The organism is Arthrobacter sp. 10L424 (assembly GCF_056395325.1).
Genome location: NZ_JBFTJH010000010.1, coordinates 197,238 through 214,783, shown reverse-complemented (window position 1 = coordinate 214,783; position 17,546 = coordinate 197,238). Strand labels below are relative to the sequence as shown.

Below are 17,546 nucleotides of genomic sequence, written 5' to 3'. Positions count from 1 at the left end.
TGTGAAACAATTCCTGCTCCTCGCCTCCCGGGCCGAGGACGCCGCCGCCGAGGACGAATACGAGGCCTACCTGCGCTACGGCGGGCTCGAACCCTCACAGCTGAGGCGCATTCGGATGGAAGCCGGGCCGCTGCCGGCGATTGAGCCCTCCGACTATTCCGGCGTGATTGTGGGCGGGAGCCCGTTCACCTCCAGCGACCCCGCCGGGCAGAAGAGCGATGTCCAGCACCGGGTGGAGCACGAGCTCGCGGCCTTGCTCGACCGAATCGTCGCCGAGGATTTCCCTTTCCTCGGTGCCTGCTACGGGGTCGGGACATTGGGCCGGCACCAGGGCGCCGTGATCGACCGGACCTACGGTGAGGGGCTCGGCGGCGTGACCATCAAGCTGACGGCCGAGGGGCTGGCGGATCCGCTCCTGCGCGGGATGCCGGAGAGCTTTACTGCTTTCACCGGCCACAAGGAAGCCTGCACCACGCTCCCCTCCCACGCGGTGCTTCTGGCCAGCTCCGCCGCCTGCCCCGTGCACATGTTCCGGATCAAGACCAACCTGTACGCCACCCAGTTCCACCCCGAGCTGGATGCCGAGGGGCTGATCACCAGGATCGACATCTATCGCCACGCCGGCTACTTCCCGCCCGAATCTGCCGAAATGCTGATGGAGGACGCCCGTCGGTTTACCGCCACGGAACCGATGAAGATCCTGCGGAACTTCGTGGAGCTCTACGCGCGCTGATCCCGGCCTGCCGCCGACGCTCCTGCCCAGTTACTTTCCCGGAACCTCCTGCCGACACGGAAATGCCCGGCGTGTTCAGCGAACACGCCGGGCATTTCTGTCAGTAACTGGGCAGGACCGTCAGCCCAGACCGGGGACGGGCGTCAGGCCACGTTGTTGGTGTACTCCAGATCGCGGGTTTCCTTGCTGACGAACAGCGCGATCAGCGTCAGGACCGCCATGGAGGCGAGGTAGACGCCCACCAGCATGGGGCTGCCCTTGCCCATCTCCCAGAGCCAGACAGCGATGAACGGGGCCACCGCCGCACCGAGGATGCTGGAGAAGTTGTAGCTGATGGCGGAGCCGGTGTACCGCACGTTCGTCGGGAACAGCTCCGGCAGCAGCGCACCCATGGGTCCGAACGTCAGCCCCATCAGGGAGAAGCCGAGGATCAGCAGGGCCATCGTGCCGACGAACCCGGCGCTGAACAGCGGGACGAAGAGCAGTCCGAAGGCGATGATGCCGAAGGTCACGGCGATCAGCATCTTGCGGCGGCCGTACTTCTCGGCCAGCGGGCCTGAGACCAGGGTGAAGATACCGAAGAACACGACGCCGGCAATGAGCATCCAGAGGAAGTCGTTGCGGCTGTAGCCCAGGCCGGGAACGAACGCCGCGGCTGCGGCCTCGGTCATCGGCTTGCCGGCCTTCTCCGCTGCGGCCTTGGCGGCGTCCAGGCTGGAGGCCCGGGTGCCGTAGGTCAGCGTGAAGGTGGTCATCAGGTAGAACAACACGTATGTGGCGAGCATGATGAACGTGCCCAGGATCAGCTGGCGCCAGCTGGTCTTGAAGACCCGGGCCAGCGGCAGCTTGGCGACCTCATTGGATTCGATGACCTTGGTGAAGGCCGGGGTCTCGATCAGCTTGAGCCGGACGTAGAGGCCAATGATGACCATGACGGCACTCAGCAGGAACGGCACACGCCAGCCCCATGCCATGAAGGCCTCCGGCGACAGTGCGTAGCTGAACACCAGGAAGATCACGTTGGCGATGATGAAGCCGATCGGCGCACCCAGCTGCGGGAACGTGCCGTAGATGGCGCGCTTGTTGGCCGGAGCGTTCTCCGTGGCCAGCAGGGCCGCGCCGCTCCATTCGCCGCCGAGGGCCAGACCCTGGGCAAAGCGCATCACGACCAGCAGCGCCGGCGCCCAGAACTCCCAGCCCGGGACGAGCGCCGTCGGGAGGCAGCCGATGAGGAAGGTGGCGATACCCATGGTCAGCAGCGACGCCACCAGGGTGCCCTTGCGGCCGAACTTGTCACCGAAGTGACCGAAGACGATTGACCCGAGCGGGCGGGCGATGAACGCGACGCCAAACACTGCGAAAGAGCTCAGCAGCTGGGTGGTTTCGTTCTGTCCGGGGAAGAACAGACGGGGGAAAACGAGCACAGCGGCGGTGGCGTACACGTAGAAGTCATAGAACTCAACGGTGGTGCCGACCAGGCTGGCAACGATAACGCGGCCGCGCGAGTTCACCGGTTTGGCGGACCCATGCTCCGTGGATGTAGAAGTGGATGACATGTAGTAGCGCTTTCATGAAGACCGGACTGGTGCTGCCTTAAGCCGCCCGGATAGGGATACGTATGCTTACATAATAGTTCCGGGAGTCCAGTCAATGGACAAATGGTCCACTATTTGGACATTGGGAATTGTCTCACGTGGTGGTCATCACACTATGCCCCCTATCCGCCCCTCACGTCGTCACAAACGCGCCGATAGGCAAACGTCACAGCACGTTAACAAACGGCGACGGTCCCGGAAACGCGGCTTCCCTACCTTGGAAGGACAACATCCCCCAAGGAGGTCCCCGTGACTGCTGAACGCACCGCAGATGCCCCAACCGGCATTTCCCCCGCCACACATGCCGGCACCACCCTCGGCGGTCCCGCCCTTGAATTCCGCCCCGGCCGCTGGATCGCCAACTGGGATGCCGAGAACAAGGAACAGTGGGAGACTCAGGGCCGCACCATCGCCCGCCGCAACCTGAACTGGTCCATCTTCGCTGAGTTCCTGGGCTTCGTGGTCTGGCAGCTGTGGTCGATCGTGGTGGTCCAGCTGCCCGCGGCCGGCTTCACCTTCACGACGTCGGAAATCTTCTGGCTGATCTCCATGCCGAGCCTGGTGGGCGCGACCCTCCGCATCCCGTACACGTTTATGGTCCCCCGCTTCGGCGGCCGCAACTGGACCATCGTCTCGGCCATGCTGCTGCTCATCCCCTCGATCGGGCTGGCCATGTGCGTCTCCAACCCGGAGACCCCGTTCGGCACCATGCTGTTCGTGGCGGCCCTGGCCGGCTTCGGCGGCGGCAACTTCGCCAGCTCCATGGCCAACATCACCTTCTTCTACCCGGCCCGCGAAAAGGGCTGGGCGCTAGGCCTGAACGCCGCCGGCGGAAACCTCGGTGCCGCCGTCGCACAGCTCGCCGTCCCGATTGCCATCACACTGCTGGCCGCCGGCACCGTGAACCTGCCGATGGCCGGCTTGATGTGGGTCCCGCTGATCCTGCTCGCCGCCTTCGGCGCCTGGAAGTACATGGACAACCTCACCAGCGCCAAGGGCGACGTCGCGGGTTCGCTCGCCGCGCTCAAGGAGCCGCACCTGTGGATCATGGCGCTGCTGTACATCGGCACGTTCGGCTCGTTCATCGGCTTCGCCGGTGTGTTCCCCAAGCTCATCAAGGACTACTTCCCGGCGTTCTCCTCCATCGGGGTCGGCACCGTGGCCCTGTCCCTGGCATTCCTGGGCCCGCTGGTCGGCTCGCTGGCCCGCCCCTACGGCGGACGCATGGCGGACCGCATGGGCGGCGCCCGGATGACCGTCGCCGCGTTCGCAGCGATGGCCGTCATCACCCTGACCATGATCTGGACCCTGCCACTGAAGAACTTCTGGCTGTTCCTGGGCCTGTTCCTGCTGCTCTTCACCGCCAGCGGCTTCGGAAACGGCGCCACCTACCGGATGATACCCATCATCTTCGCCACCTCCAGCCGGGCCGCCAAGTCCGGCGCCAGCACGGTAACCACCCAGCGGCTCGCGTCCTCGGCCCTGGGCCTGATCTCGGCGATCGGAGCCTACGGCGGGTTCGTCATCCCGCAGGTCCTCAACGCCTCCAACACCGCCAGCGGCTCGTACACGCCGGCGTTCTACGGATTCGTCGGGGCCTACGTCCTGATGCTGGCCGTCTGCTGGTTCTGCTACATCCGCAACGCCAACCGAAACGCGATGGGACACGTCTAACATGACCAACGGCGCCGCTACGCACTGCCCCTACTGCGCTCTGCAGTGCGCCATGACGCTCACCACTCCAGCGGCTCTGACCCCGGCTTTCCGGCCGGGGTCAGACCCCGTGCCGGGGCAGGCCGCCGTCGCACTTCAGGGCTCTGCCCTTCCCGACGCGCCCCTCGCCGTGTCCGGACGCGACTTCCCCACCAATCGCGGCGGGCTGTGCCGCAAGGGCTGGACCTCTGCGTCACTGCTGAACCACCCCGGCCGGGTCACCGAGCCGCTGCTCAAAGGGGCCGACGGCGTGCACCGCCCCATCGGCTGGGACGAAGCCCTGGCGCTCGTCACCACGGCGGTGAAGGCCACCCGCGCCCGGTACGGGGCGGACGCCGTCGGAGTCTTCGGCGGCGGCGGGCTCACCAACGAGAAGGCCTACCAGCTGGGCAAGTTCGCCCGGCTGGCCCTGGGCACGTCGCGGATCGACTACAACGGCCGGTTCTGCATGTCCTCGGCCGCCGCGGCCGGGATGCGCGCGTTCGGGCTGGACCGCGGCCTGCCGTTCCCGCTGGAGGACCTCGATTCCGCCAGCACCATCCTGATGCTCGGCTCGAACGTCGCCGAGACGATGCCGCCGTTCGTCCAGCACCTGCAGGGCGCACGCGACGCCGGCGGGCTGATTGTGGTGGACCCCCGCCGCTCGGCCACCGCGGCATTTACGTCCGACGGCGGCGGGCTGCACCTGCAGCCGCTGCCCGGCACGGACCTCGCCCTGCTACTCGGAATCTCCCACGTGGTGATCCACGAGGGCCTCGCCGACGCCGGCTACATCGCGGCCCGCACCGCCGGGTACGACGCCGTCGTCCGCAGCGTCGCCTCCTACTGGCCCGAACGCGTGCAGTCCCTGACCGGTGTCCCGGCCGGACTGATCCGCGACACCGCCCGCCGGCTGGCCGACGGAGCCCGCCGGGGCGGCAGCTACATCCTCACCGGCCGCGGCGTGGAGCAGCACGTCGACGGCACGGACACCGCCACCGCCGCCATCAACCTCGCGCTGCTGCTGGGCCTCCCGGGCTCCGCCCGCAGCGGCTACGGCACACTCACCGGTCAGGGCAACGGCCAGGGCGGTCGCGAACACGGTCAGAAGGCGGACCAGCTCCCCGGCTACCGCAAAATCACGGACCCCGCCGCCCGCGCCCACATGGCCGCCGTGTGGGGCGTGCCGGAGACGCTGATCCCCGGCCCCGGCCTCCCCGCCGTCCAGCTCCTGAAGTCCCTCGGACAGCCCGACGGCGTCCGGTGCCTGTTCGTGCACGGCGCCAATGTGGCGGTCTCCGCGCCGGACGCCAACGCCGTGATCGCCGGCCTGCGGAGCCTGGACTTCCTGGTGGTCTGCGACTTCTTCCTCTCCGAGACGGCCGCCGAGGCGGACCTGATCCTGCCGGTCACCCAGTGGGCCGAGGAGGAAGGCACCCTGACCAACCTTGAGGGCCGCGTGCTCCGGCGCCGCCGGGCCATCGCTCCCCCGCCCGGGGTTCGCACCGAATTGTGGATCATGACCCGGCTGGCGGAAGCCCTGGACGCCCCCTCGATGTTCAGCGAGGATCCGGAGACCGTGTTCGAGGAACTCCGGCTCGCCTCCGAAGGCGGCCTGGCCGACTACTCCGGAATCGACTACGCCATGCTGGACCGCGGCGAAGCGGCCTACTGGCCCTTCCCTGCCGGCAGCACCGGGACGCCGCGGCTGTTCCTTGACGCCTTCGCCCACGCGGACGGGCGGGCCATGTTCACCCCGGTGACGCCCCGCCGTCGTGCTTCTGCCGCGGCTTCCGCCGCGGATGCCGCGGACCAGGCCGGCAAGCCGATGACCCTGATCACCGGGCGGCTGATGGAGCATTACCAGTCCGGTGCGCAGACGCGGCGGGTCGCCGCGCTGGCCGAGGCCCAGCCGGAAGCGAGGCTGCAGATCCATCCGGCGGCCGCCGCGGCGCAGGGCATTGCCGAGGGCGATGTTGTCTCGATTTCCAACGGGCGCGGCGAGGTGACCTGCCGCGCCGAGCTGAGCACGGAGATCCGGCCCGAAACGGTGTTCCTGCCGTTCCACTTCCCGGAACTGGAGAGCGCCAACCGGCTCACCGAGGCGGCGACGGATCCGATCTCCGGGATGCCGGAGTTCAAGAACAGCCACGTCTGGGTCCGGCCCGGCGCCGGCAAGCTCCGCGCCAGTGAACTGCCGGCCAATGAACTGCAGAAGGAAGGTGCGTCATGACTGAGCGCATTGTTGTTGTGGGCTTCGGGCCGGTGGCCGCGCGGCTGGTCGACGAGCTGCTGCCCGCGGTCCGCGGCGGACTTCTGCACCTGACGGTGGTCGGCGAGGAGGCGGAGGCCGCGTACAACCGTGTGCTGGTGGCGGATCTCGGCGTCGGGCGGACCACGGCGTCGGCCCTGGCACTGTCCGACGCCGCGGCACTGATTGCCGACGGCGTCGACGTCCGGCTGGGCGTCCGGGTCCGCCGGGTGGACCGCGCCAGGCAGCAGCTGGTCCTCACCGACGGCACCTCCCCCGGCTACGACCGGCTTGTCTTCGCCACCGGGTCCCGGCCGGTGATCCCCAACCTCACCGGGCTCAACCCGGACCCGGCGGCCCCGGTGCTGCCTGCCGGCGTGACCGCGCTCCGGGACCTGCGCGACGCCTCGGTGCTGCAGGCGGCGGTGGCCGGCGGCAAGCGCGTGGTGGTCCTCGGCGGCGGCGTGCTGGGCCTGGAGACGGCCCTCGCCGCGGCCGAGGAGGGCGCCACGGTCACCGTGGTGCACAACGGCCCGCACCCGCTGGGCCGCAACATTGACCGCGGCGGCGGCGCGGTCCTCGCCGCGTCCCTGCGGAACTGCGGCGTGCGCGTGGCCGGCAACGCCCGGTCCACCGGTGTGGAGCACAACGCGCCCGACGGCGGCTTCTCGGCGCTGCTGCTCGATGACGGCTCCGCGATCGACGGCGACCTGCTGGTGCTCTCGTGCGGGGTCCGGCCGCGGACAGAGCTTGCGGAAGGCTGCGGGCTGTCGACGGCCGCCGGGATCCTGGTGGACCACAAGCTGCGGGCGCACCACGAGCCGCACATCTTTGCGATCGGCGACTGCGCTGAGGTCCGCTGCCCGGACCCCGAGTGCCTGGAGTGCCGGACCGCACGCGGCCCGTCCGGGCTGGTGGGCCCGGGCTGGCGGCAGGCCGAATGGCTCGCCGAGTACCTGACACTGCTGGCCACGGAGTCTCCGGAGGCCGAGCTGCTGCTTCCCCTGGCGGCGGAACTCCCGGGCGTGATTGTGCTCAAGGCCCGGGGGATGAACATGGCCGTGGCGGGGGATGTTTCCGCCGAGCCGTGGGACGAGGAGGCTTTGACTTCCGGGGCCGTGAGTGGCCGGGCCAGGCTGCAGATCGCCCAGTGGGCGGATCCGGAGCATGGCCGCTACGTGAAGATGACCACCCGCGCCGGGGTGCTGGAGGGCCTGGTGGCGGTGGGCATGCCCCGCAGCGCGGCCGAGCTGGTGCAGCTCTTCGAGCGCGGCGCCGAACTTCCGGCGGACCGGTCGCTGCTGCTGCGCCTGGACGGACCGGACCAGGTTGCGGCTGCCGGTGCCGGGGACCCCGAGCGAACGGTGTGCCGGTGCGCCGGGGTGAGCGGGACGAAGATCGCTGACGCGGTGACCGGCGGCTGCAGCACGGTGGGCGAGGTCTCAGGCGCCACCCGCGCCGGGACGGGCTGCGGCGGCTGCCATGACGACATCAAGGGGATCATCGAAAAGCACTTTCAGGGGGCCGCTGCCTGACACCGGTTCGGCGACTTATTGGCCCCAATCGCCCCTGCCGCCGTCCCCTCCTGCGCCGAACCCCGCGGCCCACCGGTGGAAGCCGCTTTCGCTGTAAGGACCGAGACGCCCGATCTTGGGGGCCATGGCGCCGAACAACAGTACTCCGGCCGCATCCGGGTCGCCGCCGCAGGCCGCAAAGAGGGCCCGACGCCGGCGGCCGACGGTCCAGATGATGCCAAGGAACAGGGTGAAGGACAGCCCCATCCCGCCAGCGATTGCGGCCGCCGTCGCGGGCACGGACCCATTCACCTTGAAGCCGTTGAACAGCATCACGCCAAACAGCAGCCCCAACGGGATGGCAAAGGACAGCCGGCGCACCAGCGCCCAGCGCAGACGTGAAACGGGAACCGGGAGTTCGGTTGTGGCTGTCGTCCCGGCGGGCGTCATGGCCCCGGCGGCGCGGTGATCTGAAATGTGCACGTTGCTTCCCCCAATGAGACGGCAGTGACCCTGATCGAATCCTAGGCGATGTCGGCTGCGTCCAGGATCCTTCAGTGTTGCAGGGTTTCCAGGCAGGGCGCAGGCAAGGGCCCGCTGCCGCATTGTGGTCACTTGCCTGGCAGGGACTTACTGCGCTGCGCTGTCGAACAGCCTCTGCCACTGGGCATGCTCGCGGCCGGCATCCAGCCGCCGGCTCGCAGTCCACCGGGGCAGGTAGTCGGGCGCGGGCAGTTCCCGGACGGGCTCGGGCTTCTTGGGCTTGGGCTGCGGCCGGGTCTGGACCGGTCTGGCCACAGGCCGGGTCTGGACAGGCCTTCGGGTGAGGTTCGGTTTCGGCCTCGCCACCACGAAGACCGCGATCCACCACCTGATGCAGGCCACAAGGGCCCAAATGACGAGCCCGGCAACGATGACTTGCCACAGAGCGACCACCACTCCGATGGCGAGCAGCACGACGATCCACATGGCGACACCATCGCATAGTCAACCCGCCCGGAAATAGGGTCTTTTTCCCTTATTCCCTTTCCCCTTCGCGGGCGCTGCCGTCCGAGTGGTCCTCACCCCGTCGTGCGGGTGGTCACCAGGAACCGCCCGGGGTGCCGGTCCGTCCACGGGGGCTCTGGCACGACCGCTGGCTAGGGCTACGCGGCCTCCAAACCACACGGATTGGGGCCAAACAGGGCGCCCGGACACCGGTGCGACGCAGCACGGAACGTATCTGTGAACAGTCTCGGGGACCTGGACATTTAACACAAAAGAGGGGCCACCCAGCAGGTGGCCCCACTTTTTACTGCCTACTTATCGCAGCCGATTCCGTCACCGTCGCGGTCGAGGTGCTTACCGTACCCGGGGGTGCCCCTGTAGACGGGCGCAGCACCCGCGGCCCTTGCAGCGGTGCAGTTCGCAAAGGGTGCAGCAGCCGGAGCCGCCGGTGCAACCGGAACTGCACGAGGGGCCGCCGGCACTGCCGGGGCCGCCGGTACAACAGGAACTGCACGAGGGGCCGCAGGGACAGGTACGACGACCGGTGGCGCCACCACGGCAGCTGGCGGCGCCACGACCGGCGCTGCTGTCGGTGCCGGTGTTGCATCAGTCAGGTGTACGACGCCAAGACTGATCCGGGAGGATTTAGCCACCGTGGCTCCCGGCGAGACATCTTGGGTCGTTACCTGCCAGTTCGACTCAACGAAAATGGACTTACCAACTGCCGTATCTGTTGCTTCGACCTTCAGGCCAAGACCCTTCAGCTCTTCGGTGGCGTTGTCCAGCCTCTTACCGACAACGTCCGGGACCGTGATACCCGACACGAGCCCAGTCGTCGCGGATGCTGACGGCGTCGCGGATGCTGACGGCGTCGCCGTCGTTTGTGCGGACTTGCTGCCACACCCTGTCATTAGCAAACCAGCAAAAATGACGAGCGCGAGTACCTTCTTCAAATTTCCCCCTGCCGGGCGATGCCCGGTAACTGTCATCGCGGCCAGGACATCGGAAAAGGGCGTCAATGCCTAAGGCTTCCGACGGGCGCGCTTGAACATTAAAGTATCAGCACCAGCACCCCCATCCGACCAAGCCGAGCCTTGGTACCCGAATATGGCGCCGCGTCCAACTGTCATGAGGAAAGTGCGATCGGGAAGCCCGGCGTTGGGCGGTGTAAACCCCTGCCTTTGCGATCGGGCCGTTCTCCCCTTGTCACCTCCCCTCGCCCGGCGTGTACTGGACATAGGTTCCGTTCATCGCAGGAGGCACCCCATGAACGTCCCCATCATCCTGGCGCTCGGCGCGATCGTTGTAGTCGCCGTCGTCATCTTCATGACGCGCGAGAAGGACCCGCGGCAGCGGGCCACGGCTTTGCAGCGCACCGGGGCCGCCGTGATGGCCGTGTTCACGGTCCTCGCGGGCGTCTTCATTGCCGGCAATGCCCTGCAGGATCCGGGTGGAAATACCGGATTGCTGATCACCGCCGCGTGGGTGCTGCCGATGCTCATCCTCGCCGTGGCGGCCTGGTTCTGGCCGGCACCCACCGCTCCCCTCCTGCTCGCCCTCACGGCTTCCTTCATCGCGGCGTGCGTGTGGCTCGCCTTCGACCCCGCCGCCCTGCGCGCCTTCATCAGCGAGAACGGACCGGTAATCGCCGTCAGCGTCGTCGCCCTGTCCTTCCCGGCCGCCGTCCTCGGCTTGAAACGCGCCGCACTGGCCGGCTGGATGCTCGTTGCCCTGGGCGCGCTGCCCCTCCTGATCACGGTGATTGGAAGGTCGGGTCCGGTCGCAGCTCTCGCCGCGGCAAGCGTGGTTCCCTTGATTGCCGGAATCAGCTACGTTGTCTCCGCCCGGATGGCGAGCGGCAGCACCGCCGCCGGGCATGGACGCGCAGCTGCGGCCTAGCAGCCGGACATCTGCGCGTCACAGGAATCGGACCGGCGACGTCCGGCGGGTAGCATCGGGGCCATGAGCGCCGACGACGACGACATCACCGAAGAGCTATTGACCGACGCCGCGAAGCTGACCGGGCTGAGCCTCGAGCTCCTGGGTCTCGACCCGCACCCGGATGACATGACGCCTGAGCAGCGGCTTCAGTTCGATCCCGAAGACCTCGACGAAATGGCCGCCGTTTCGCCGGAGGAACGCCAGAAAGCCGTGAGCCAGACGCGCCTGCTGGCAGGCCTCCTGTGGAACTCATCGAGCATCCTCATCGACCAGCTCTTCCGCGACCTTGGAACGCTGAGCGACCTCAACGAGGTCACCGGGTCCGACGTCGCCGGGACCTCGGTGTTGTCCTCGCTTCCGCCTCAGTTCGCGGCCAGCTACGACGCGAAATTCACCCAGAAGTTCATTGTGGTCGCCTCCGACGTCACTTCGTCGCTGGCCCGGGGCTGGACCGCTCCCGGCTGCCTCGCCGCTGAACTCGCCGTCCGCTGCCTGCTCGACCAGGCGGAGATCACCGAGGACATCTACGAACTCGACCTCCCCGACGACTGGCGGGCCCAGGTTGAGGAAGTCCTGCTGGAGGACGCGGACAGCCAGGCACTCTACTCGGAGAACCTCGACGTTCTAGAGGACGACGCCGACCGGCTCGGCTTCGAGTACTGGTTCAAGCCCCTCGCGCCCGGAGATACGGTGCCCCCGTACGCCTGGTCCTGAATCCTAGGCCCGGCCCGGCGGGGCCGCCAGCCGCGCCAGGAATCCCTCGGTGAAACGCTGGACGCCGTCCCACTCGGTGTAGACGTAGTCCCGGGACGTGTCCGTGTCCAGGGAGCCCTTGTCGCGGGCGATCTTCTTCATCACGTGCTTCTTGATGAAGCCGTAATGGGTGTACAGCAGGGCGCCTGCGAACAACCCGACGTGCGCGGGCCGCCACCCCGTCTCCTCCTCGAACTTCGCCACGTAGCCCTCGGCGTTCTCCTCGTCGCCGTGGGCAGCCAGGCTCACCGACACGAGCGCGGACTGGAGACGCTCAAGCTCTTCGCGGTTCTTCTTCACAAAGTCCGTAACGTGCCCCTCGTGCTTGCCCATGTGCACGGACGCCGCGACGATGACGCCGTCGTAGCCCGCCGCAAGGCTGTCCCCCGAACGTTTGAGGTCCGCCGTCTCTGCCTGGTGTCCGTGGGCGCGGATCAATTCGGCTATGTACTCCGCGATCTGGGCCGTCTGCCCCTCAACGGTGCCGTATGGGATATAAATGTTGGCCATGTTCCACTCTGGTCTGGCATCGAAGTCAAGAAGTAGGGCCGAACGTCACCGCGTCTGCGGTTCAGTGCTCCGCGGCGACGTGCGTGGCGGGTCGACGGGCTCGAACACTGTCGAGCCGATCATGAAGATGCCGCGCTGCGGGATCCAGAAGTCCCCCAGCCTGTCCTGGACGGGCAGGGCCGACGCCTGACCCAGACTGTGCCCCCGGAGCTGCGCTGTGCTCCCGCGGACAAACCACAGCTGCCGCGGGCGCGCACCAAAAGTCTGTCCGTTGGGCACCCTGCCCGTCAGCCCGATGTGTCCGGCACCCAGCACCGGGCCCGCGACGGCCCCCATGGCGCGCAGGAACGTCCGGCTGCGCCAGAGCCGCTCCGGGACCGATCCGGCCACCGCCGACATGAGCCGGGTGACCGGCGTTGCGGCCAGCGTCACCTCCCAGGTCAGGTCCACCCCGTCTCCAACCGCCACCCTGAAGGAATAGTCGTCCCGCCACCGGATGGAAATCCCGCCCGTCGACGCCGCTCCGAGGGCGCCGCCGAAGTAGCGGGCACAGGAGATGCCGGGCGCGGTGGTGCTGTGCATCGTCCAGACGCCGGCAGGATCACGGATCCAGACCGAGCTGTAGCCCGGCCCCACGGAGGAGGCGGGAAAATGCCGCAGGGCAAGGACGTGGCCCGAGCCGAACGGCACGCACATCACACCGTAGCCGGCAAACCGTTCCTCCGGGCCGGAGGGCAGCGCCGGGTTGAGTTCCATAGACTCCACCAGGGTGCGGGGACTCTGCATGGCTACTGCCTCCGGGTGGCGCTGCGTATGTTCGCTACATGTGGACGTGCAGGCGCCGGGCGGCTTCCGAGATGGAACCGCTCAGCGAGGGGTACACCGTAAAGGTGCTGGCGACGTCGTCGACGTGCAGTTTCTGCTTGACCGCAATGGAGATCGCGAAGATCAGCTCGGAGGCGTTCGGACCCACTACCACGCCGCCAATCACGGTGCCGGAGCCTTTGCGGGCGAAGATCTTGATGAACCCGTCCTTGTGGTTGCGCATCTTGGCGCGGGCGTTGCTCTTCAGCGAAAGCTTGACGATGTCACCCTGGTACTTGCCGGACTCGATCTCGGCTTCGGAGACGCCTACGGAGGCGATTTCCGGTGACGTGAAGATATTGGACGCCACCTGGTGCAGCTTGATCGGCGTGACACTGTCGCCCAGGAAGTGGGCGATAGCGATCCGGCCCTGCATCGCGGCCACCGACGCCAGGGCGAGCACGCCTGTGCAGTCGCCGGCCGCATAGATGTTCGGCGCGCTGGTGCGGGAGACGCCGTCGACCTTGATGTGGCCGCTCTCGGTAAGCGCGACTCCGGCTTCCTCGAGGCCGATCCCCGCGGTGTTCGGAATGGACCCGACGGCGACGAGGCAGTGGCTGCCGGTGACCTTTGAGCCGTCGGCGAGGGTGACCACCACGCCGTCCTCTGTGCGCTCCACCGTCTCGGCGCGGGCGCGCGAGAGCACCTTGACGCCGCGGCGTTCGAAGACACCTTCAAGGACCTCGGCGGCATCCGTGTCGGAGCCCGGCAGCACGCGGTCGCGGCTGGAGATCAGGGTGACCTTGGAGCCCAGGCCGTTGTACGCCGAGGCGAACTCCGCGCCGGTGACGCCGGACCCCACGACGATCAGTTCCTCGGGGAGCACGTCCATGTTGTAGATCTGGGCCCAGTTCAGGATCCGCACGCCGTCCGGCCGGGCGGTAGGCAGTTCGCGCGGGTGGGCGCCGACCGTGAGGAGGATCGCGTCCGCCGCGATGGTTTCGGTGCCGTCGGCGGTGAGGACCTCGATGGTGTGGTTGTCCAGCATGCGGCCGGAACCGATCACGATCCGAACGCCCTGTTGCTCCAAGCCAGCGCGGATGTCTTCGGACTGCTGGCGCGCCAGCCCCAGGAGGCGGTCGTTGATGTGCTTGAGGTCGGCCCGCATCACCGGGGCGAAGTCGCCGCCGTCGACGTCGAACTTGACGCCCAGCTCGCCGGCCTCGCCGACGCGGGTCATCAGGTCCGCCGTCGCGATCAGTGTCTTAGAGGGTACGACGTCGGTCAGCACCGCGGAGCCGCCAAGCCCGGCGCGTTCGATGATGGTGACCTTCGCGCCCAGTGAGGCGGCGACCATGGCGGCTTCGTAGCCGCCGGGCCCTCCGCCCAGGATTGCGATGCGGGGTGAGCTGAAATCGGGATGCGTAGTCACAATCGTCCATTGTCCACCATCCGGACCGGCACCACCAAGAATCCGGACCCGCACCACACCCGGCCCCACACACCGCCCGGTGCTGGGCAGCACGCCGCCGGCAGGATAACTTGTACCGGTGAGTACAACAGACTTCCTGAACACGGACCCCTTCGACGCCGCCCGCGCCGCCGCCGACTACATTGCCAAGGAGACGGGCATCGAGGCCCACGATGTGGCCCTGGTGCTCGGTTCGGGCTGGGGAGACGCCGCCGAACTAATCGGCGAGACCACCGCCACCCTCTCCGCGGACGACGTCCCCGGCTTCTCCTCCCCCTCGGTGGTGGGCCACGTCGGCACCATCCGCTCCGTGCTGACCAAGGAGGGCAAACACGCCCTGGTCCTGGGCGCACGCACCCACTACTACGAGGGCAAGGGAGTCCGCGCCGTCGTCCACGGCGTGCGCACCGCCGCGGCGGCCGGCTGCAAGACCCTGGTCCTGACGAACGGCTGCGGCGGCCTCAACGAGGACTGGACGCCCGGCACCCCCGTGCTGATCAGCGACCACATCAACCTCACCGCCACCTCACCGCTCGAAGGCGCCACCTTCGTGGACCTCACCGATCTGTACTCCTCGCGGATCCGCGGCCTGGCCCGCGAAGTCGATCCGTCCCTGGACGAGGGTGTCTACGCGCAGTTCACCGGCCCGCACTACGAGACCCCGGCCGAGGTGCAGTACGCCAAGCGGATCGGCGCGGACCTGGTGGGCATGTCCACCGCGCTCGAGGCCATCGCCGGCCGGCACGCGGGCATGGAGGTCTTCGGCATCTCGCTCGTGACTAACCTCGCCGCCGGCATCAGCCCGGTGCCGCTGAGCCATGAGGAAGTCCTCGAGGCCGGCCAGGCCGCGGGCCCGCGCATTTCCAGGCTGCTCGCGGAGATCATCGCGAAGCTCTAGGAACCGGCTGTGGGGTCCGGGTTCCGGCCTTAGCTCCCCGGCGGCGCGAGATAGCGCACGGCTTTTTCCTTGTCCTGGGGGAAGCGCCGTTCCATCGAGTCCGCGAGCCCGGCAATCGTTTGCCGGGCCAGCGCCTGCCGCCAGGCGAGTTCCGCCTGGCGCATGGTCTGGGAGATCAGGCAGGTCCGGACGAAGTTCAGTTCCGTGTCGGCATCCGGGACGTTGCCCAGGATGCCTTCACACCGGAACACCGGGTCGGGGCTCTCCAGGGCCAGGACGACGTCCAGGACAGTTACGTTTTCCGGCCTGCGCGCCAGGTGGAACCCGCCGCGCGGGCCGGAAACGGAGCCAAGAATCCCGGCGCGGACCAGTGCCTGGAGCTGTTTGTTGAGATAAGCCCCCGGGAGCTTGTAGTACTCGGCCAGCCGGGCGCTGTTGACCGCCTCGCCGGGCGGTGTCCACGCCATGTTGACGCAACTGTGCACCGCCCACTCCACCCCACGGCCCATCTTCATATTCCAGACGCTACGTGTCCGGAAAATTTCCTGTCAAGGGCTGGGGTGTACGCCGGCTGTGACCGATCTGTAAGGCGCACTCTCGCTTGTCGAGGGAGGCATCCGCGGTGATTGGCGCTAGTTTGGTTCCTATGACGTCCTCCGATGCCGAACTCACCCGCCTGCTGAGCGAAGCCCGCACCTGGGCCGCACAGGACCCGGATCCCGCCACCGCTGCCGCCCTGACCGAACTGGTCCGGCTCGCCGGAGACGGCACCGCCGCGGCACGCCAGGAGCTCGCCGACAGCTTCAGCGGCACCCTGCAGTTTGGCACCGCGGGCCTGCGGGCAGCCCTCGGCCCCGGCCCGAACCGGATGAACCGCGTGGTGGTGCGCCGCGCCGCCGCCGGGTTCACAGCCTTCCTGACCGACGCCGTCGCGCAGGCCGCCCCCGGCACCCGGCCGCGCGCCGTCGTTGGCTACGACGCCCGCTACAACTCCGACATCTTCGCGGAAGAAACCGCCGCGATCCTCACCGCCGCCGGCGTCGAGACGTTTCTGATGCCGGCCGCCCTGCCCACCCCGCTGCTCGCCTATGCCGTGCGGGCCCTGGAGTGCGACGGCGGCGTGATGGTCACCGCCAGCCACAACCCGCCACAGGACAACGGCTACAAGGTCTACCTGGGCCGGCACGCCGTCGAGGAGAGCGGACGCGGCGCACAGATCGTGGCGCCGTACGACGCCCTGATCGCCGCAAAGATCGACGCCGTCGGCGAGCTGTCCGGCATCGCCCTGGCGACGGAGGGCTGGACCACCCTGGCTCCGTCCATCGCGGCCGAGTACGAGGCGGCCGTCGCGGCGCTGGCCGCACCGGAGCATTTCCCGGCCCGCGACCTCAAGATCGTCCTGACCCCCATGCACGGCGTGGGCGGCGAGACCGCCGTGGCGGTGCTGCACGCGGCCGGCTTTGCCGACGTCACCCTGGTGAGCGAGCAGGCCGAACCGGACCCCGACTTCCCCACGGTGAACTTCCCGAACCCCGAAGAGCCCGGCGCCCTGGACCTGGCCCTGGAAACCGCCGCCCGGGTGGACGCGGACATCGTGATCGCCAACGACCCCGACGCCGACCGCGCCGCGGTTGCCGCGAAGGATCCGGACACCGGCGCGTGGCGCATGCTGCGCGGCGACGAGGTGGGCGCACTGCTCGGTGCGCACGTCGTGGCGCGGCTCGCCGCCGGCGAAGAAGCCACAACGGGAGTGTTCGCGAATTCGATCGTCTCCTCGCGGCTGCTCGCGCGGATCGCGGCGGCGGCGGGCTACACCCATGAGGAAACCCTCACCGGCTTCAAATGGATTGCCCGTGTTCCCGGGCTGCTATACGGCTACGAGGAGGCGCTGGGTTACTGCGTCGCGCCCTCCCTGGTCCGGGACAAGGACGGAATCTCCGCGGCCGTGCTGATCGCGGAATTCGCCGCAGCGGCGAAAGCCGACGGCAAGTCGATCTTCGACACCCTCGACGAGCTGTACCTCGTGCACGGGCTGCACGCGAGCGACCAGCTCAGCATCCGGGTCGCGGACCTGGGCCTGCTGGACGCCATGATGAACCGGCTGCGCGTCAGCCCGCCGGAATCCTTTGGCGGCTCCGCCGTTGAAACCGTCACGGACCTCGCCGAGGGCAGCGCACAGCTTCCGCCCACCGACGGCCTGCTGTACCTCACAAGGGACCTCAGCCGCATCATCATCCGCCCCAGCGGAACCGAGCCCAAGCTCAAGTGCTACCTGGAGGTCATCCGCAACGTCGGCTCAGCCGCCGAACTGCCCGCGGCGCGGCTTGAGGCGCGCGCCGCCCTCGACGGCGTCCTGGCGGACGTCCGTGAGGCGCTGGGACTGTAACTCCCGGCGTC

Annotated in this window: 16 protein-coding genes; 8 read left to right on the top strand and 8 right to left on the bottom strand. The window is 68.3% G+C overall.

What is annotated here, in order from left to right; genetic code table 11:
- Position 1: 1 nt before the first annotated feature.
- Positions 2–733 (top strand): glutamine amidotransferase, encoded by a 732-nt coding sequence (locus AC1DC5_RS16315; RefSeq protein WP_476865819.1) that lies wholly within the window; start codon positions 2–4, stop codon positions 731–733.
- 143 nt (positions 734–876) lie between these two features.
- Here the strand turns inward: AC1DC5_RS16315 and AC1DC5_RS16310 are convergent, their stop codons facing one another.
- Positions 877–2,289 carry an MFS transporter gene (locus AC1DC5_RS16310; protein ID WP_441407085.1) on the bottom strand — a complete coding sequence of 471 codons (1,413 nt, stop codon included), beginning with the start codon at positions 2,287–2,289 and terminating at the stop codon, positions 877–879.
- A gap of 288 nt (positions 2,290–2,577) precedes the next feature.
- Between AC1DC5_RS16310 and AC1DC5_RS16305 the strand changes: the two genes are divergently transcribed.
- From AC1DC5_RS16305 to AC1DC5_RS16295, 3 genes are read left to right on the top strand one after another with little or no spacing between them, the layout of a single operon-like run.
- The gene (locus AC1DC5_RS16305) at positions 2,578–4,002 is read left to right on the top strand and encodes an MFS transporter (protein WP_441407084.1); all 1,425 of its coding nucleotides are present in this window, start codon (positions 2,578–2,580) and stop codon (positions 4,000–4,002) included.
- A 1-nt stretch (position 4,003) separates the two neighbouring features.
- Positions 4,004–6,253 (top strand): molybdopterin oxidoreductase family protein, encoded by a 2,250-nt coding sequence (locus AC1DC5_RS16300; RefSeq protein ID WP_476865818.1) that lies wholly within the window; start codon positions 4,004–4,006, stop codon positions 6,251–6,253.
- A complete protein-coding gene (locus tag AC1DC5_RS16295; protein WP_476865817.1) occupies positions 6,250–7,806 on the top strand; it encodes an FAD-dependent oxidoreductase in 1,557 nt (518 codons plus the stop codon). Before AC1DC5_RS16300 ends, AC1DC5_RS16295 begins: the two co-directional genes overlap by 4 nt.
- Positions 7,807–7,821: 15 nt before the next feature.
- Here the strand turns inward: AC1DC5_RS16295 and AC1DC5_RS16290 are convergent, their stop codons facing one another.
- The 3 genes from AC1DC5_RS16290 to AC1DC5_RS16280 form a co-directional block, all read right to left on the bottom strand.
- Positions 7,822–8,268: a hypothetical protein gene (locus tag AC1DC5_RS16290; RefSeq protein ID WP_476865816.1), complete on the bottom strand. Its 447-nt coding sequence runs from the start codon at positions 8,266–8,268 to the stop codon at positions 7,822–7,824.
- A 147-nt stretch (positions 8,269–8,415) separates the two neighbouring features.
- Positions 8,416–8,754 (bottom strand): hypothetical protein, encoded by a 339-nt coding sequence (locus tag AC1DC5_RS16285; protein WP_476865815.1) that lies wholly within the window; start codon positions 8,752–8,754, stop codon positions 8,416–8,418.
- A gap of 329 nt (positions 8,755–9,083) precedes the next feature.
- Positions 9,084–9,683, bottom strand: a complete 600-nt coding sequence (locus tag AC1DC5_RS16280) for an excalibur calcium-binding domain-containing protein (RefSeq protein ID WP_476865837.1) — start codon at positions 9,681–9,683, stop codon at positions 9,084–9,086.
- A 355-nt stretch (positions 9,684–10,038) separates the two neighbouring features.
- On the opposite strand from AC1DC5_RS16280, the gene AC1DC5_RS16275 reads away from it, so the two are divergent.
- A complete protein-coding gene (locus AC1DC5_RS16275) occupies positions 10,039–10,671 on the top strand; it encodes a hypothetical protein (protein ID WP_476865814.1) in 633 nt (210 codons plus the stop codon).
- A gap of 63 nt (positions 10,672–10,734) precedes the next feature.
- Positions 10,735–11,427 (top strand): hypothetical protein, encoded by a 693-nt coding sequence (locus AC1DC5_RS16270; protein WP_441405838.1) that lies wholly within the window; start codon positions 10,735–10,737, stop codon positions 11,425–11,427.
- Positions 11,428–11,430: 3 nt separating this feature from the next.
- Here AC1DC5_RS16270 and AC1DC5_RS16265 read toward each other — a convergent pair whose 3' ends face one another.
- From AC1DC5_RS16265 to AC1DC5_RS16255, 3 genes are read right to left on the bottom strand one after another with little or no spacing between them, the layout of a single operon-like run.
- Positions 11,431–11,976, bottom strand: a complete 546-nt coding sequence (locus AC1DC5_RS16265) for a flavodoxin domain-containing protein (RefSeq protein ID WP_441405837.1) — start codon at positions 11,974–11,976, stop codon at positions 11,431–11,433.
- Between the two features lie 45 nt (positions 11,977–12,021).
- The gene (locus tag AC1DC5_RS16260; protein ID WP_441405836.1) at positions 12,022–12,762 is read right to left on the bottom strand and encodes a hypothetical protein; all 741 of its coding nucleotides are present in this window, start codon (positions 12,760–12,762) and stop codon (positions 12,022–12,024) included.
- 34 nt (positions 12,763–12,796) lie between these two features.
- Positions 12,797–14,212 carry an NAD(P)H-quinone dehydrogenase gene (locus tag AC1DC5_RS16255; protein ID WP_441405835.1) on the bottom strand — a complete coding sequence of 472 codons (1,416 nt, stop codon included), beginning with the start codon at positions 14,210–14,212 and terminating at the stop codon, positions 12,797–12,799.
- A gap of 118 nt (positions 14,213–14,330) precedes the next feature.
- On the opposite strand from AC1DC5_RS16255, the gene AC1DC5_RS16250 reads away from it, so the two are divergent.
- Complete coding sequence (locus AC1DC5_RS16250) at positions 14,331–15,149, top strand: purine-nucleoside phosphorylase (RefSeq protein ID WP_441405834.1); 819 nt, start codon at positions 14,331–14,333, stop codon at positions 15,147–15,149.
- A gap of 29 nt (positions 15,150–15,178) precedes the next feature.
- On the opposite strand, the gene AC1DC5_RS16245 is transcribed toward AC1DC5_RS16250, so the two are convergent.
- On the bottom strand, positions 15,179–15,658 hold the full coding sequence (locus AC1DC5_RS16245; protein ID WP_441405854.1) for an RrF2 family transcriptional regulator: 480 nt from the start codon (positions 15,656–15,658) through the stop codon (positions 15,179–15,181).
- A gap of 137 nt (positions 15,659–15,795) precedes the next feature.
- Between AC1DC5_RS16245 and AC1DC5_RS16240 the strand changes: the two genes are divergently transcribed.
- On the top strand, positions 15,796–17,535 hold the full coding sequence (locus tag AC1DC5_RS16240) for a phospho-sugar mutase (RefSeq protein ID WP_441405833.1): 1,740 nt from the start codon (positions 15,796–15,798) through the stop codon (positions 17,533–17,535).
- Positions 17,536–17,546 lie beyond the last annotated feature (11 nt).

Excerpts from the sequence above, each read along its gene's own strand:
- AC1DC5_RS16300 (WP_476865818.1), top strand. The coding sequence starts at position 4,004 with ATGACCAACGGCGCCGCTACGCACTGCCCCTACTGCGCTCTGCAGTGC.
- AC1DC5_RS16285 (WP_476865815.1), bottom strand. The coding sequence starts at position 8,754 with ATGTGGATCGTCGTGCTGCTCGCCATCGGAGTGGTGGTCGCTCTGTGG.
- AC1DC5_RS16265 (WP_441405837.1), bottom strand. The coding sequence starts at position 11,976 with ATGGCCAACATTTATATCCCATACGGCACCGTTGAGGGGCAGACGGCC.
- AC1DC5_RS16295 (WP_476865817.1), top strand. The coding sequence starts at position 6,250 with ATGACTGAGCGCATTGTTGTTGTGGGCTTCGGGCCGGTGGCCGCGCGG.
- AC1DC5_RS16280 (WP_476865837.1), bottom strand. The coding sequence starts at position 9,683 with ATGACAGGGTGTGGCAGCAAGTCCGCACAAACGACGGCGACGCCGTCA.
- AC1DC5_RS16275 (WP_476865814.1), top strand. The coding sequence starts at position 10,039 with ATGAACGTCCCCATCATCCTGGCGCTCGGCGCGATCGTTGTAGTCGCC.
- AC1DC5_RS16245 (WP_441405854.1), bottom strand. The coding sequence starts at position 15,658 with ATGGGCCGTGGGGTGGAGTGGGCGGTGCACAGTTGCGTCAACATGGCG.
- AC1DC5_RS16260 (WP_441405836.1), bottom strand. The coding sequence starts at position 12,762 with ATGCAGAGTCCCCGCACCCTGGTGGAGTCTATGGAACTCAACCCGGCG.
- AC1DC5_RS16270 (WP_441405838.1), top strand. The coding sequence starts at position 10,735 with ATGAGCGCCGACGACGACGACATCACCGAAGAGCTATTGACCGACGCC.
- AC1DC5_RS16240 (WP_441405833.1), top strand. The coding sequence starts at position 15,796 with ATGACGTCCTCCGATGCCGAACTCACCCGCCTGCTGAGCGAAGCCCGC.
- AC1DC5_RS16310 (WP_441407085.1), bottom strand. The coding sequence starts at position 2,289 with ATGTCATCCACTTCTACATCCACGGAGCATGGGTCCGCCAAACCGGTG.